Consider the following 14,791-nt stretch of genomic DNA (forward strand, 5'->3'; position numbering starts at 1 on the left):
TGAAGGGTGGGGCGCGCAGGGGTGGTGTCCGGGATACTAACGCGTGATTTGCGGCGCAGGGCCGCGTTAGCTGGACGACCGCCCGCACGCGCCGTAAATCGTGCATCCCGGATATCGCCCCGGAGCGACACCCGACAACAACCTCGGCCAACGCCGGTGACCACGGACCCGGCCGCGAAACGGACCCGGCGACCACGCAAGGCCACAACCACGACCCCCGGCCGGGAGGCTAGCTGGTGAGGATGCCGTCCAGGAACGGTTCGATCGCTGCTCTCCAGGCGGTCGGCTGGTCGAAGTGCATCAGGTGGCCCGCGTCCGCTACTTCCGCGTACTGGCCGCGTGGCAGGACGCGGACCATCTCCTGCGCCTCCGCCCGGCCCAGTTCGCCGTCCAGGCCGCGTACCACGAGGGTCGGGCACTGGACCTGGGCCAGTTCCTCCCAGTGCGCGTCGTGGACCCAGGTCTCGCGGGTCATGAGCATCTGGCGGCGGGAGAAGACCGGGTACCAGCCGTCCGCGCGTTCCTCCATGACCTCGGCGAAGAACTCGCCGCGTGAGGGGTTCGGGCCGTCCAGCCAGGGGTCGTCCTCGGCGAACCACTTCCGTACGTCGGTGAGCGACGCGAAGGGGAGCGGCCAGGAGCGGAACCAGTCTTCCCACATCCGCTGGGACGCGGCGCCGAGCGCGGACGCGCGCATGTCGCAGATGATCAGCGCCTGGACCAGGTCGGGGCGCTTCGCAGCGAGTTGCCAGGCGGTCAGCGCGCCCATGGCGTGGCCGACGAGGGTGACGGGGGCGAGGCCGAGTTGTTCTATCGCGGCTTCCGCGTCGGCCACGTACGCCTCGCGGGCGAAGGGGCCTTCCTCGGGTTTGCCGCTGACGCCGTGGCCCCGCTGGTCCAGTGCGACCGTGCGGTGCCGTTCGGCCAGCAGGCGCGCGCTGGGGGCCCAGTGCGCGGCGCGGCCCATGAGTCCGTGGAGCAGTAAGACGGCGGAGGCGTCCCCGCGCCGCCCGGGTGAGTCGGCGAACTCCCAGGCAGCGAGGCTCACGCCGTCCGCTCCGGTCACTTCTGTGCGTCGCTCCATATGTCGTGGCACCCCCTTCGTTGTCGAGCCCTCATCCCCATGACGGCAGATTATCGAACTCCCATTCGAAAACACGCTTTCGCCGCGCAACACCGCTCGTTCGAGTGACCACGCTCAAGGATTGGCAGTCGCGGCCAAGGGGAGATCTTCTCCGGGAGGCGGACCGCTCGGGGATGACGGGCCGCGGGAGCTGACCCTGGGAGCTCGGGGCTCCGGGTCAGCGCGGGGGAGGTCAGGCTCCGGTGCCGCAAGGCGCCGGAGCCGCCTCCACGAACGACTCGCCACACCGCCAGCTCCCCTCCCCGGGGGCATACGCATATGCCTGAAAGACAGCCTGGCACGCGATTCGCCCGACCGCTGCCATTCCGCCCCCTTTTTTGGGGCTCGGTTCGCCTCCGGCACGCTTTATGTCAGTGTCACCGGTCGCCGGAGGGCGGACGGACCGGGACGGGGGCCGTCAGGCGGGAGGCCTGTCAGCGCTTGGCCACGAAGACGTGCGAGGCCACTTCGGCCCCCAGCTCGGCGGCCTCGCCGCTGCTGCCGACGAGCACTCCGCCGGGCGACTCGGTGACACTCACCACAGAGCCGGGCTGCACGCCCGCGCGCCGCAGTGTGTACATGAGCTGGGCGTCCATCTGGATCGGCTCGCCGATCCGGCGTACGACCACGGTCTTGCCCTCGGTGCCCGGGTCCAGCTCGGCCAGGCTGACCATGCCGGCGTCCAGGAACGGGTCGGCCTCGGCCTTCTCGCCCAGCTCCTCCAGGCCCGGGATCGGGTTGCCGTACGGCGACTCCGTCGGGTGGCGCAGCAGCTCCAGCACGCGCAGCTCCACCGCCTCGCTCATCACGTGCTCCCAGCGGCAGGCTTCCGCGTGCACCTGCTCCCACTCCAGCCCGATCACGTCGACCAGGAGACATTCGGCGAGACGGTGCTTGCGCATGACGCGCGTCGCCAGCCTGCGCCCTTCGTCGGTCAGGTCCAGGTGCCGGTCGCTGGCCACCTGGACCAGACCGTCGCGCTCCATCCTGGCCACTGTCTGGCTGACCGTCGGACCGCTCTGGTCGAGGCGCTCCGCGATACGGGCGCGCATGGGAACAACACCTTCCTCTTCGAGTTCGAGGATGGTGCGGAGATACATCTCCGTGGTGTCGATCAGTCCGGACATGACGTGCCCCTCGATAAATCGTGCGCTGGCCCTGACCCCAATTCTGACGCATACCGCCGACAACCGTGCCGCACGGGAGCAGGGCGGGACAGCGGTGACCGCAGAAGCGGAAGGGATGTGTATTGACAGAGCAATGGTCCAGACCTCAACGTGATCGGCTACACAGACATTCCCGTACCCCCCGTGTACCCGCCCCGGAAGGTCTCAGCGATGAGCGACAGCAAGCTGGCCGGACAGTTCTTCGACGCGGCGATCGGCCTGCTGGAGCGCGTACGGGACGAGGAGGGCGCGAGCATCGTCGCGGCCGGCGGCGCGATCGCCGACACCGTCGCCTCCGGCGGCCGGCTCTTCGCCTTCGGCGCCGGGCACTCCTCACTGGCCGCGCAGGACGTCGTCTACCGGGCGGGCGGTTTCGCGCTGATGAATCTGCTGACCGTGCCGGGGATGGTCGGGGTGGACGTCATGCCGGCCACGCTCGGTTCGGCGCTGGAGCGGGTGGACGGGCTCGCGACCACGGTGCTCAACTGCTCGCCGGCCGAGGCGGGTGACGTGCTGATCGTCGTCTCGCTCTCCGGGCGCAACACCCTGCCCGTGGAGATGGCGCGGCACGCGCGGGAGCTGGGGCTCAAGGTGATCGGGGTCACCTCGGTGGCGTACGCGGCGGGAACCACGTCCAGCAACGCTTCCGGCACCTTCCTCAAGGACCACTGCGACATCGTGCTCGACAGCAAGATCGCGATCGGTGACGCGGAGCTGACCGCGGACGGCATCGACGCGCCGTTCGCCCCGGCCTCCACGATCGTCACGAGTTCGCTGATGCAGGCGGCGATGGCCTCGGCGGCCGAACAGCTCGTGGCGCGCGGCATCGCGCCCCCGCTGCTCAGGTCGGGGAATGTCGACGGCGGTACGGAGTGGAACGTCCGGGTCATGGCCGAGTACGGCGACCGGATCTTCTACCAGCACTGAACGTTCATTCCACGCGAGAGATCCAGCGACTCGAACAAGCCATAGAAAACCGAACACACCGCCTAGGCCTGCGGGAATCATCCCGGAGGCCTTCGCTGTGCGCACACATCGAGCCACTACTTTGCGTCACTCGCCTGCCTCTTGGCGCAATTTTGATCTTTCACGTGAAGGTAATGGCCTGGCAAAGTGGCCGAAGCTCCGGTGCCGCACCGTCGGAACGGAACACCCCCCGCTGACCCGACCACACCGCGCCCCGGCACGACCCGGGTGCAGGAGGCAGGCCGACATGAAGTCACTCATCGACCACGCCCGATCGTTCTCCGTCCAGGTGGCGGAGCGCCGGCAAGAGTTCCGAGAACTCGCGGCAGGGCAGACGCCCCAGGCGTTGTTCATCACCTGTTCGGACTCCCGCGTCATCCCCTCCCTCATCACGGGCGCCCGCCCGGGTGAACTTTTCGAACTCCGCACGGCCGGCAACATCGTGCCGCGCCACGACACCGAACGGCCGAGCGCGGAGGCCGCCACCATCGAGTACGCGCTGCGCGTGCTCGACGTCAGGGACATCGTCATCTGCGGGCACTCGCACTGCGGCGCCGTCGGCGCGCTGGTGCGGGGTGACGACCTGTCGGGCGTCCCCAGCGTCCGCGACTGGCTCGGGCTGGGCGTCCCCGAGCTGCCCGCGTTCGGCGATCTCGGACGCGCCGTACGGCACCACGCGGTGGCGCAGCTCGACACGCTCCACGGGTATCCCGTCGTCCGCGAGCGCATCGCCGAGGGCCGTCTCTCGTTGCACGCTTGGTACTACGAAGTGGACACCGGCGCGATCAGCGCGCACCGGCCAGGACCCGGCGGGGAGTTCGGACCGCTGTGAACGCGGCTCCAGCACCGCCGCGCCCCACTCCTCGTCCGCCCGCGGACCGCACAGCTAGGACTCGCGACATGCTTGATCTCTTGAAGCGTCCGCCCGCTCTGCGGCGTGACGTACTCGCGTCCTTCGTCGTCTTCCTGGTCGCCCTCCCCCTGTGCGTGGGGGTGGCGATAGCCTCCGGCGTCCCCGCCGAACTGGGCTTGATCACCGGCATCGTCGGCGGACTGGTCGTCGGCTGTCTGCCCGGCTCGTCCCTCCAGGTCAGCGGACCCGCCGCAGGCCTGACCGTCCTCGTCTACGGCGCCGTCCAGGAGTACGGCGTGGGCGCGCTCGGCGCCATCGTGCTCGTCTCGGGGCTGCTGCAACTGACACTCGGGGCGCTCGGCTTCGGCCGCTGGTTCCGGGCCATCTCCGTCGCCGTGGTGCAGGGCATGCTGGCCGGCATCGGCCTCGTACTCGTCCTCGGACAGGTGTACGCGATGGCCGACCTTCCGGCGCCCGCCGACGGTCTCCACAAGATCGGCGCACTGCCCGGGCTCGCCGGGACGATCCTCTCCGGCGGTACGCCGCTGACCGCGTTCCTCATAGGCGGGGGGACGGTCGCCGTCCTGGCGCTGTGGCCGAAGCTGCCCGCGAAGGTGCGGGTGGTCCCCGGACCGCTGGCCGCGGTGGCGCTCGCCACCGGGGTCGTCCTGCTGTTCGACCTGCCGATCGCCAAGGTCGAGGTGCACGGGCTGCTCGCGTCCGTACAGCCGCCCGGCCTCGAAGACCTCGGGCAGCTCGGCAGTGTGGCGGCCATCGGGACCGTCCTCGCCTTCACCCTGATCGCCTCGGCCGAGAGCCTGTTCAGCGCGGCGGCTGTCGACCGGATGCACGACGGGCCGCGCACCGACTACAACAAGGAGCTGATGGCGCAGGGCGTGGGCAACACCGTCTGCGGAGTGCTCGGCGCGCTGCCGATGACCGCCGTCATCGTGCGCAGCGCCGCCAACGTCCAGGCGGGGGCGCGCACCTCGCTCTCGCGGGTCCTGCACGGCGCCTGGCTGCTGCTGTTCGCCGCGCTGCTGCCGTCGGCGATCGGGGTCATCCCGGTCGCGGCGCTCGCCGGTGTCCTCGTGCACGCCGGCTGCAAGCTGGTGCCGGTGAAGGAGATGGTGCCGCTGTGGCGGGAGCACCGGGGCGAGGCCGTCGTACTGGTCATCACCACGGGCGCGGTCGTCGTCACGAACCTCTTCGAGGGGGTGCTCCTCGGGCTGCTGCTCGCCGTCGTCAAGACGGCGTGGGAGACGTCCCACATCCAGGTCGAGGTCACCGCGCTCACGGGCGGCCGGCTGGTGGTGGCGGTGACGGGCAACGCGACGTTCCTGCGACTGCCCCGGATAATGGAACAGTTGGAGATCCTCCCGCAGGACCGCCCCATAGAGCTCGACCTGTCCGGGCTGCGTCACCTCGACCACGCGTGCCGTATCGCCCTGGAGAGCTGGGCGCTGCGCCACAACAACGCGGAGACGGAGCCGGTCAGACTGCTGCCGCCGGTGGCGGCCTCCGGTTCGACGGCCAGGCCCGGCGAGAAGGGGGACAGCGCGACCGGCGTACCGCGGTGACGTGATGAGGCCCCGAGGCGCTGAGCTCTGAGGCCTTGGGGTGACAGCCGTCAGGGTCTTCGGCGGCCCTGACGGTGCCACCCGGCACCCGTTGGCCGGCGGCTGTTGATCGTGGGCTGTTGGCCGGCGGCTGTTATCCGGCGGACGACCGGTCGGCGAGGAGGCCGGAGAGGTCCAGCGAGGCCGCCATCCGGAGCGTCACATCCTCCGCGTACACGGCGTCCTGGCGCTCGAACGCGGGCCGGCCGGGCCCTCGCAGGAACGTCACCACGCCCAGCGACCTGCCCCTGTTGCGCAGCACCGTGCACAGCGCGTGCACCGAATCGGCCGGCCACTGCCGGGACACCGCCCACGTCGGTGACGGGGACGCCCCGCCGCCGCCGTGGCTGCTTCCCGCGCCACCGCGGGGCCCTGATCCCGGCACGCCGGATCTCGACGAGCCGTCGACCGGGGCGCTCGCGCGGACCGCGCCTGTCCTGTCCATCGCCTGGAGCGCCGGGTGCCCGTCCATGTACCGCACGGGAATGCCGCCCGCCGCCACCTGCATGCTCGGCCCCGAGCCGCCGGACGGCGTCGCCGCCGCCCGTACCAGCCGTACGGGCAGGTCCAGCCGCGAGGAGCGCACCACGTCCTGACGTTCCGGCACGACCAGGTCGATCAGGGCGTGGTCGGCGAAGCCCGCCAGCGCGAAGTCCAGGTGGACCGTCGCCGCCTCCATCGGGTCCTCGCACTCCGCTGCGGCCCGCGCGGCGCGATGCGACTGGGTGGAGCGGAAGCGCGACCGGTCCGCCTCCAGCACGGCCAGCTTCGCTTCCGTCACATCGGTGAACAGCCACCCCACACCCAGCGGGACCGGCTCCTCGGCGAGCGGCGACGCCAGCCGCAGGAAGCCGCTGCGCCAGCAGCGCCGGCGCTCCCCCTCCGCCGTCCGGACGGTCACCCACAGCTCGGCGAGCGCCCTGGGCGCCCCCTCGGCGAGCACATGGTGGAACGCCGCCTCGATCTCGTCGACGCCCTGGACGACCAACTCACCCAGCGGCCGCCCGAGCACCGTCGTACGCCCGGAGCCGAGCGCGCGCGCCGCGTACGCGTTGACGACGGTCGGCCGCAGATCGACGTCGACGAGGACCACGCCCCACGACGCGTCCTCGAAGAGCGCCTCGCTCAGGGCGATCGACCGCTCCAGGTCGATCTGCGCGTGCACCTCGCTGAAGGCGCAGTAGACCCCGGCCGGCTTCCCGTCGGTGCCGCGCACCCCGGCCGACTGGGTGCGTACCAGCACCCGGCCGCCGTCCTTGCGCAGCAGCGCGAACTCATGCACCTGCCGGCCCGGCGCGCCCATCGCCGCCATGAGGCGCGCGTGCACCTCGCCCGCGTCGGCGGTCCGCACGGCCCATCCGGCGAAGCCCATGCGCCCGACGGCCTCCCCGGCCGACCAGCCGAGAATCCGCTCCGCCTCGCGGTTCCAGTGGGTTATCGCGCCGTCCGCGTCGAAGGCGCAGAGCGCCGCGTCCATCCCGTCGAGCAGCGCGGCGAGCAGGTCGGACCCCGGGCCCTCCCGCTCGGCCTCGGACGGCGTCACGGGCTCCGGCTCGTCCGGCCCGGGCGCACTGGTGGTCTCGCTCCGAGAAGCACTCATGCTGGCACCCCCTGAAGGACGGCTCCGCCTGTGCTGACGCGCGTCCACCTGTGCTGATGTACGCCCGGGGCCTCATTGAACCGGAACGTGACTCAGCACACACAAGGTTCCCTGATTTCGCCGCGTTCAACAATCTTTCCCCGGCAGTTGTTCGAACGTACTGCCCCCGGTCGCACCCCGATCAGCGGTTTCAGGCCGCCCACCCGGCCCAGCCCGATCCGGGGCGAAGGGCGCTCCGTCAAAATCCGCGTAATTCACTTGAACGGTCCGCGAGGGACGCCTAGCGTGTTGCTCACACCGAAAGGAGGTGATCCGGAAGATGCATTCAGTCCGGACAAGTGAGGTGGCTGCGGGCTAACGGCCTGCCGCTCTCAGCAGTACTCGGCCGGTCGACGGCCGAAATCCCAAGCAGTCACCCGACCCGCGAACCGCCGGTATGTCCGGCCGGCTCTCTCCCCGGAGAGACCATGGTTCGCGGGTCGTCTGCGTGTACGGGGCCTCCGGCGTGTACGGGGCCTCCCCGCGCCTACGGGCAGAGGCGCTCCACCCGCCAGTCGTTGTTCCCCTCGCTCACGTACCGCAGCCGGTCGTGCAGCCGGTTCTCGTGGCCCTGCCAGAACTCGACCGTCTCCGGCACGACCCGGAATCCGCCCCACTGCGGCGGCACCGGCACCTGCTCGCCCTCCGGGTAGCGCGCCGCGAGTTCCTCGTAGCGGTGGAGCAGTTCCTCGCGGGTGGCGATCGGCGTGGACTGGTCGCTCGCCCACGCGCCGAGCTGGGAGCCGTGCGGGCGGGTACGGAAGTACGCCGCCGTCTCGTCGCGGCCGATCCGTCCCGCCGTGCCGGTCACGATGACCTGGCGGGCCAGCGCGTGCCACGGGAAGAGCAGCGAGACGTACCGGTTGGCCTCGATCTCGCGCCCCTTGCGGGACGTGTAGTTCGTGAAGAAGACAAAGCCGCGCTGGTCGTGGCGCTTCAGCAGGACCGTACGGGACGTCGGCCGTCCGTCGGCGGCTGCTGTCGACACCACCATCGCGTTGGGTTCATGCAGTCCGCAGAGCGCGACGGTCTCGAACCAGCGGGCGAACTGCTCCATGGGCGCGGTCGCGAGGTCCTTCTCCAGAAGCGGAGTGGAACGGTACTGCTCGCGCATGGCGGCGGGATCGGAAATCTCGTGGGACACGGGGGTCATCCTGCCGTAGGAGCCAGTGTGCCCGGCACGGAGTGCCGCCAATCCTCCGCGGAGGGAATGCGGCAGTGTGCCGGTTATCACGCTTCCCCGCATCAGAGGAACCCGCCAAAATCCAATGACAGGACACTGTGGCCTTCATACACCACGGGATATCGTTCCTGGCTCCCGGGCAGGTTGATCCGACCCCGGGCACACCCCGCGACGCGCCACGCACCGCAACTCCACGCGCAACTCTCAGTTCTCAACCTTTCCGAAACTCGTCGCACACATCATGAGGAGCCGCCTGATGTCCGACTTCGTACCTGGACTCGAAGGAGTCATCGCCTTCGAGACCGAGATCGCCGAACCGGACAAGGAGGGCGGCTCGCTCCGCTACCGGGGCGTCGACATCGAGAACCTGGTGGGCAAGGTCTCGTTCGGGAACGTCTGGGGTCTGCTGGTCGACGGGGCGTTCAACCCCGGTCTGCCGGCCGCCGAACCGTTCCCCATCCCGATCCACTCCGGCGACGTCCGGGTCGACGTGCAGTCGGCGCTGGCGATGCTCGCGCCCGTCTGGGGTCTGAAGCCCCTGCTGGACATCGACGAGGCGACCGCGCGCGACAACCTCGCGCGGGCCGCGGTGATGGCCCTGTCGTACGTCGCCCAGTCGGCGCGCGGCCAGGGCGTCGCGATGGTGCCGCAGCGCGAGATCGACAAGGCGCAGTCAGTCGTGGAGCGCTTCATGGTCCGCTGGCGCGGCGAGCCCGACCCCCGGCATGTGGCGGCCGTCGACGCGTACTGGACGTCAGCCGCCGAGCACGGCATGAACGCGTCGACGTTCACGGCGCGCGTGATCGCCTCCACGGGCGCCGATGTCGCCGCCGCCCTCTCCGGGGCCGTCGGGGCGATGTCGGGGCCGCTGCACGGCGGCGCCCCTTCGCGGGTCCTCGGCATGATCGAGGAGATCGAACGTACGGGCGACGCGACGGCGTATGTGAAGCAGGCCCTGGACCGGGGCGACCGGCTGATGGGCTTCGGGCACCGCGTCTACCGCGCCGAGGATCCGCGCGCACGGGTGCTGCGGCGTACGGCGAAGGAGCTGGCCGCGCCGCGCTTCGAGGTGGCCGAGGCGCTGGAGAAGGCCGCGCTGGAGGAACTGCACGCGCGCAGGCCCGACCGGGTGCTGGCGACGAACGTGGAGTTCTGGGCCGCGATCGTGCTGGACTTCGCCGAGGTCCCCGCGCACATGTTCACGTCGATGTTCACCTGCGCCCGTACGGCGGGCTGGTCGGCGCACATCCTGGAGCAGAAGCGCACGGGGCGTCTGGTGCGTCCGTCGGCCCGCTATGTGGGACCGGGGACGCGCGACCCGCAGGAGATCGACGGGTTCGCCGACCTCGGGTGACGGTGTTCAGGTGATCGCGCCACGGCGGCGCCGCGTCTGTTGTGCGTACAGGTGCGGCGCCGTCGGCGTGCGCGGTGCGTGCGTGCGTACGTACGCACGCACGCGTCGGTGCCCGCGTACGTACGCGTCAGCTCAGCGCCTCGTCCAGGATCCGTGCCCACTCGGCCACCACCCGCCCCCGCCGCGCCGAATCGTCCGTCAGCAGCGTCGCGAGGCCCAGGCCGCGCGCCATGTCGAGCAGCCCCTGCACGGTCTCCCGTACGCCGGGTACGGACTCGTCGGCGCCCAGCAGCTCCACGGCGATGCGGTGCGCCTCGCGCCCGACGCGCGCCTCCAGTTCGGTGACCCGGCGGCGTAGCGGCGCCTCGTCGGAGGCCGCGACCCACAGGTGCAGCGCGGCGCGGAACAGCGTCCCGGTGTAGAGGGCGACGATGCCCTCGACCGCCTCGCGGCGGTGCGCGGGGCCCCCGGGCACGAGCGCGCGCAGGGCGCTGGACCGCTCCTCCGCGACGTACTCGACGGCCGCCGTGAACAGGTCCTCGCGGGTGGGGAAGTGGTGCTGCGCCGCGCCGCGCGAGACCCCGGCGCGCTCGGCGACGACGGAGACGGTGGAGCCCGCCCAGCCGCGTTCGGCGAGGCAGGCGACGGCGGCCTCCAGCAACCGGAGGCGGGTGGCGCGGCTGCGGTCCTGCTTGGGCGCGGCTACCGCACCCATGCGGCGTCCCGTCGTTCGCGGAACGCCGCGATGCCCTCCCTCGCCTCCAGCGTGGTGAAGAGCGAGGCCGAGCGCTGGACGAGGTCCTCGGCGTGCTCGTCGAAGGCCTTCAGCACCTCGACGGTGAGCAGCTTCTTCGACTCGGCGAGCCCCTGCGGCGAGGCTCTGCGCAGGCCGTCGAGTACGGGTACGAGCGCCGCGTCCACATCGTCGGACGCCTCGGTGATCAGGCCCGCGGCGGCCGCGGCCGCCGCGTCGAAGCGCTCGCCCGTCAGGTAGTAACGGGCAGCGGCGCGCGGTTCGACGCGGGGCAGGAGCGGCAGCGAGATCACCGCCGGCGCCACTCCGATGCGTACCTCGGTGAACGCGAAGTCGGACCCCGTACGGTCGGCGAACGCCAGGTCGCAGGCGCCGAGCAGGCCGAGCCCGCCCGCCCTGACATGGCCGGTGACCCGCGCCACGACGGGCTTGGGCAGCTCGATGATCTGCCGCATCAGCGCCACGAAGGTGTACGGGTTGGCCGGCGCCTTGAGGTCGGCTCCGGCGCTGAAGGTGTTGCCGGTGTGGGTGAGGACGACGGCGCGTACGGCCGGGTCCTTCGCGCAGGCCGTGAGCGCGTCGCCGAGGGCGCCGACGAGCCGCGCCGACAGGGCGTTGCGGTTCGCCGGCGAGTCCAGGGTCAGGGTGGTGATGCCGCGCTCGTGCGCCGAGGCGACCAGCGGCCCGGGGGCTTTCGGGTGCTCGGCCGGTCGACCGGCCGCGTGTTCTGTCGCGTTTTCCGTCACGTGTTCTCCTTGCCGTCCCTCGGGCCGCGTAGTTCGCGTCTGAGGATCTTGCCGGAGGCGGCACGTGGCACACCTCCGATGAACGCGACCCGGCGGACTCTCTTGTACGGGGCGACGCGTTCGGCGACATAGGCCATCACGTCGTCCTCGGTCAGCGGCGCCGCACCGGATCGTCGGACAACGTACGCCTTCGGGACTTCGTTGCCGTTGTCGTCGTACACACCGATGACGGCCGCGTCCGCTATCGCGTCGTGGGTGAGCAGCAGGGCCTCCAGTTCGGCGGGGGCGACCTGGAAGCCCTTGTACTTGATCAGCTCCTTGAGCCGGTCGACCACAAAGAGCCAGCCGTCGGCGTCGACCCGGCCCACATCGCCGGTGTGGACCCAGCCGTCGGCGTCGATCATCGCCGCGGTCGCCTCCGGCCTGCCGAGGTAGCCCTTCATGACCTGCGGGCCCCGGATGAGGATCTCGCCGTCGACTTCGGGGCCCACATCCGTGCCCGGGTCGTCGAGCGCGACGATACGCATCTCCGTGCTCGGCAGCAGTTGGCCCACCGCGCCCGGCGGCGGGTTCGGGTCCGTCAGCGGTACGAGGTGGGTGGCGGGCGAGAGTTCGGTCATGCCGTACCCCTGGCGTAACGGCGGCAGGCCGAGGCGCTCCGAACAGGCCGCGGAGAGGCGGGCGTCGAGCGGCGCCGCGCCGCACATGACGTACTCCAGCGAGGACAGGTCGTACCGCGTCACCGCCGGGTGCTTTGTCAGGGCGAGGACGATCGGCGGCGCCACGTACAGCCCGTTCACGCGGTGTGTCTGGATTGCCGACAGGAACTGCTCCAGCTCGAAGCGCGGCAGGACAACGACGGTGGCGCCGCGCCGCAGCGGCCCGTTCATCAGGGCGGTGAGCCCGTAGATGTGGAAAAAGGGCAGCACGGCCAGAATGCGGTGACCCGGCCCCATCGGGGTGAGCGGTTCGAGCTGCGCGAGGTTCGTGGCGATCGAACGGTGCGTGAGCATCACGCCCTTCGGTACCCCGGTGGTCCCCGAGGAGTACGGCAGCACGGCGACGTCCTCGGCGGGGTCGAGGTCGACCGGGTGTTCCGGCAGGGCGGACAGCGCCATGTCGAGGATTGAGCGGTGCCCCTCGGCCCGGTCGCAGACGAAGATCTCCTCGATCCCGCCGACGATCTCGGCGGATCGGCGGGCCACTTCGAGCAGGGAGGCGACGGTGACGATCCAGCGTGCGGCGGCGTCGCGCAGTTGGGTCGCCAACTCCTCGGCCGTGCACAGGGCATGGGAGGTGGTGACGGCGGCCCCGGCCCGGGTCGCCGCGTAGAACACCGTCGGGTAGGCGATGGTGTTGGGGCTGTGCAGGGCGAGGACATCGCCCTTCCTCACCCCGGCGTCGGTGAAGGCAGCGGCGAGACGGCGGTGGGAGGCGTCGAGTTGGGCGTACGTGACACTCGCCCCGGTCGTGCCGTCCACGAGGGCGACGGTGTCCCCGAACTCGGCGGCGCGGCCGAGCACGGCTTCGTGGATGGGCAGTTCGACGGCCGGGACATCCGCGTACTCACTGTGGAAGACGAAGACCATGAGGGACCCCTTCGACACATGTCGCAGCGCTGCGATGTGGACGATGCGGACGGCCAGAGTCGCGCGTATCAGTACGACTTGGGGAGACCCAGGGACTGATGGGATACGTAGTTCAGAATCATTTCGCGGCTGACGGGCGCGATCCTGGCGACGCGGGAGGCGGTGACGAGCGAGGCGAGGCCGTACTCCCGGGTGAGCCCGTTGCCGCCGAGCGTGTGCACCGACTGGTCGACGGCGTGCACACAGGCCTCCGCCGCCGCGTACTTGGCCATGTTGGCCGCTTCCCCGGCGGCGGCGTCCTCGCCCGCGTCGTACAGCCGGGCGGCCTTCTGCATCATCAGGCGGGCGAGTTCGAGTTCGATGTGCGCCTGGGCGAGCGGGTGCGCGATGGCCTGGTGGGCGCCGATCGGCTCCTTCCACACCTGGCGGGTCCTCGCGTAGTCGACGGCCTTGGCGAGGGCGTACCTGCCCATGCCGATGGCGAAGGCGGCGGTCATGATCCGCTCGGGGTTGAGCCCGGCGAAGAGCTGGAGCAGCCCGGCGTCCTCGTCGCCGATCAACGCGTCGGCGGGGAGCCGCACATCGTCGAGGACCAGCTCGAACTGCTTCTCCACGGCCTGGAGTTCCATGTCGATCCGCGAGCGGTGGAAGCCGGGGGCGTCGCGCGGGACGATGAAGAGGCAGGGTTTCAGGCTCCCGGTCCTGGCGTCCTCGGTGCGGCCGACGATCAGGGTCGCGTCGGCGATGTCGACCCCGGAGACGAACACCTTGCGCCCGCGCAGGGTCCAGCCATCGGGCGCCCGGCGCGCCGTTGTGGTGATCCGGTGGGAGTTGGACCCGGCGTCGGGCTCGGTGATGCCGAAGGCCATGGTCAGCGAGCCGTCGGCGAGGCCGGGCAGCCACTGCCGCTTCTGCTCGTCCGTACCGAACCTGGCGATGACGGTGCCGCAGATGGCGGGCGACACGATCAGGAGCAGCAGCGGGCAGCCCGCCGTGCCCAACTCTTCGAGGACAATGGAGAGTTCGGCGATGCCCCCGCCACCACCGCCGTACTCCTCGGGGAGGTTGACGCCGAGATAACCGAGCTTGCCGGCCTCGGCCCAGAGGCGCTCGCGGTCGAAGGTCCTGCCATGGCGCTGGCCGAGGGCGGAGACGGCGGAGCGGAGTGCGGTGTGTTCGTCGGTCTCGATGACACTGCGGCTCATGGTTCCTCCTGTACGACTACGGCGGCGGTACGGGTTACGGGAGCGGCGCGGGTACGGCGGGCGGTACGGGTTACGCGGGTGGTACGGGTACGGGTTACGCGGGCGGCGCGGCCACGACCGCGAGCAGGGCGCCCGCCTCGACCTGGCGGCCCGGTGCGGCGTGCAGTGCGGTGAGCGTGCCGGAGGCGGGAGCGGTGACCCGGTGTTCCATCTTCATCGCCTCCAGCCAGATCAGCGGCTGCCCGGCGGTGACCTGAGCGCCCTCGACGAGCCCGTCGGCGATACGGACGACGGTCCCCGGCATGGGGGCCAGCAGCGATCCCGGTTCGGCCTGCTGCCGGGGGTCGGGGAAGCGGGGCACGAGGATGAGACGGTACGAGCCGCGCGCGGTGTCCACGTGGACCTGCTCTGCGTAGACGCCGACGTCGAAATGCCGTACGACGCCGTCCACTTCGAGGCTGACGCGGTCGGGTGCGGCCGAGACGACCCGTACGCCGTCGTCCTCGGCGCTGAGCCCCTCGCGGGTGGTCCGGTAGCGGACCTCGTGTGCGCCGTAGGTCTTGGTGTGCGGCTGCGAGGGGACGTTGCGCCAGC

The 14,791-nt window shown here is 71.0% G+C and carries 13 protein-coding genes; 4 read left to right on the forward strand and 9 right to left on the reverse strand.

Going from position 1 to position 14,791, the window contains the following annotated elements; translation table 11 throughout:
* Positions 1-229 precede the first annotated feature (229 nt).
* The gene (locus tag QR77_RS15580; protein ID WP_040022378.1) at positions 230-1,084 is read right to left on the reverse strand and encodes an alpha/beta hydrolase; all 855 of its coding nucleotides are present in this window, start codon (positions 1,082-1,084) and stop codon (positions 230-232) included.
* Positions 1,085-1,557: 473 nt separating this feature from the next.
* A complete protein-coding gene (locus QR77_RS15585) occupies positions 1,558-2,250 on the reverse strand; it encodes a metal-dependent transcriptional regulator (protein ID WP_040022379.1) in 693 nt (230 codons plus the stop codon).
* A gap of 210 nt (positions 2,251-2,460) precedes the next feature.
* On the opposite strand from QR77_RS15585, the gene QR77_RS15590 reads away from it, so the two are divergent.
* The 3 genes from QR77_RS15590 (at position 2,461) to QR77_RS15600 (ending at position 5,688) form a co-directional block, all read left to right on the forward strand.
* Positions 2,461-3,216: an SIS domain-containing protein gene (locus tag QR77_RS15590; protein ID WP_040022385.1), complete on the forward strand. Its 756-nt coding sequence runs from the start codon at positions 2,461-2,463 to the stop codon at positions 3,214-3,216.
* Between the two features lie 286 nt (positions 3,217-3,502).
* Positions 3,503-4,087, forward strand: a complete 585-nt coding sequence (locus tag QR77_RS15595; protein WP_040022387.1) for a carbonic anhydrase — start codon at positions 3,503-3,505, stop codon at positions 4,085-4,087.
* 68 nt (positions 4,088-4,155) lie between these two features.
* Complete coding sequence (locus QR77_RS15600; RefSeq protein WP_078876710.1) at positions 4,156-5,688, forward strand: SulP family inorganic anion transporter; 1,533 nt, start codon at positions 4,156-4,158, stop codon at positions 5,686-5,688.
* 133 nt (positions 5,689-5,821) lie between these two features.
* Here QR77_RS15600 and QR77_RS15605 read toward each other — a convergent pair whose 3' ends face one another.
* On the reverse strand, positions 5,822-7,327 hold the full coding sequence (locus QR77_RS15605) for a PAS domain-containing protein (RefSeq protein WP_040022389.1): 1,506 nt from the start codon (positions 7,325-7,327) through the stop codon (positions 5,822-5,824).
* Between the two features lie 526 nt (positions 7,328-7,853).
* Entirely contained in the window at positions 7,854-8,519 is a 666-nt protein-coding gene (gene pdxH, locus QR77_RS15610; RefSeq protein ID WP_040028031.1) for a pyridoxamine 5'-phosphate oxidase, read from the reverse strand.
* Positions 8,520-8,805: 286 nt separating this feature from the next.
* On the opposite strand from pdxH, the gene QR77_RS15615 reads away from it, so the two are divergent.
* Positions 8,806-9,903 (forward strand): citrate synthase 2, encoded by a 1,098-nt coding sequence (locus tag QR77_RS15615; RefSeq protein ID WP_040022390.1) that lies wholly within the window; start codon positions 8,806-8,808, stop codon positions 9,901-9,903.
* A 127-nt stretch (positions 9,904-10,030) separates the two neighbouring features.
* Here QR77_RS15615 and QR77_RS15620 read toward each other — a convergent pair whose 3' ends face one another.
* From QR77_RS15620 to QR77_RS15640, 5 genes are all read right to left on the reverse strand, one after another.
* Positions 10,031-10,618, reverse strand: coding sequence for a TetR/AcrR family transcriptional regulator (locus QR77_RS15620; RefSeq protein WP_040022392.1), 588 nt, complete (start codon positions 10,616-10,618; stop codon positions 10,031-10,033).
* On the reverse strand, positions 10,606-11,337 hold the full coding sequence (locus tag QR77_RS15625) for an enoyl-CoA hydratase family protein (protein ID WP_040028032.1): 732 nt from the start codon (positions 11,335-11,337) through the stop codon (positions 10,606-10,608). Before QR77_RS15625 ends, QR77_RS15620 begins: the two co-directional genes overlap by 13 nt.
* 62 nt (positions 11,338-11,399) lie before the next feature.
* Entirely contained in the window at positions 11,400-12,992 is a 1,593-nt protein-coding gene (locus QR77_RS15630) for a 4-coumarate--CoA ligase family protein (protein ID WP_040022394.1), read from the reverse strand.
* Between the two features lie 68 nt (positions 12,993-13,060).
* Positions 13,061-14,197, reverse strand: coding sequence for an acyl-CoA dehydrogenase family protein (locus QR77_RS15635; RefSeq protein ID WP_040022396.1), 1,137 nt, complete (start codon positions 14,195-14,197; stop codon positions 13,061-13,063).
* A gap of 94 nt (positions 14,198-14,291) precedes the next feature.
* Positions 14,292-14,791: acetyl-CoA carboxylase biotin carboxyl carrier protein subunit (locus tag QR77_RS15640; protein WP_040022400.1), on the reverse strand; the 500-nt coding region annotated here is incomplete at its 5' end.

Source organism: Streptomyces sp. 150FB, assembly GCF_000818195.1.
Lineage (GTDB): Bacteria > Actinomycetota > Actinomycetes > Streptomycetales > Streptomycetaceae > Streptomyces.

What these genes read in the sequence shown, in the direction of transcription:
- QR77_RS15580 (WP_040022378.1), bottom strand. Translation starts at nt 1,084, where the DNA reads ATGGAGCGACGCACAGAAGTGACCGGAGCGGACGGCGTGAGCCTCGCT.
- QR77_RS15600 (WP_078876710.1), top strand. Translation starts at nt 4,156, where the DNA reads ATGCTTGATCTCTTGAAGCGTCCGCCCGCTCTGCGGCGTGACGTACTC.
- QR77_RS15630 (WP_040022394.1), bottom strand. Translation starts at nt 12,992, where the DNA reads ATGGTCTTCGTCTTCCACAGTGAGTACGCGGATGTCCCGGCCGTCGAA.
- QR77_RS15620 (WP_040022392.1), bottom strand. Translation starts at nt 10,618, where the DNA reads ATGGGTGCGGTAGCCGCGCCCAAGCAGGACCGCAGCCGCGCCACCCGC.
- QR77_RS15635 (WP_040022396.1), bottom strand. Translation starts at nt 14,197, where the DNA reads ATGAGCCGCAGTGTCATCGAGACCGACGAACACACCGCACTCCGCTCC.
- QR77_RS15585 (WP_040022379.1), bottom strand. Translation starts at nt 2,250, where the DNA reads ATGTCCGGACTGATCGACACCACGGAGATGTATCTCCGCACCATCCTC.
- pdxH (WP_040028031.1), bottom strand. Translation starts at nt 8,519, where the DNA reads ATGACCCCCGTGTCCCACGAGATTTCCGATCCCGCCGCCATGCGCGAG.
- QR77_RS15605 (WP_040022389.1), bottom strand. Translation starts at nt 7,327, where the DNA reads ATGAGTGCTTCTCGGAGCGAGACCACCAGTGCGCCCGGGCCGGACGAG.
- QR77_RS15595 (WP_040022387.1), top strand. Translation starts at nt 3,503, where the DNA reads ATGAAGTCACTCATCGACCACGCCCGATCGTTCTCCGTCCAGGTGGCG.
- QR77_RS15590 (WP_040022385.1), top strand. Translation starts at nt 2,461, where the DNA reads ATGAGCGACAGCAAGCTGGCCGGACAGTTCTTCGACGCGGCGATCGGC.
- QR77_RS15615 (WP_040022390.1), top strand. Translation starts at nt 8,806, where the DNA reads ATGTCCGACTTCGTACCTGGACTCGAAGGAGTCATCGCCTTCGAGACC.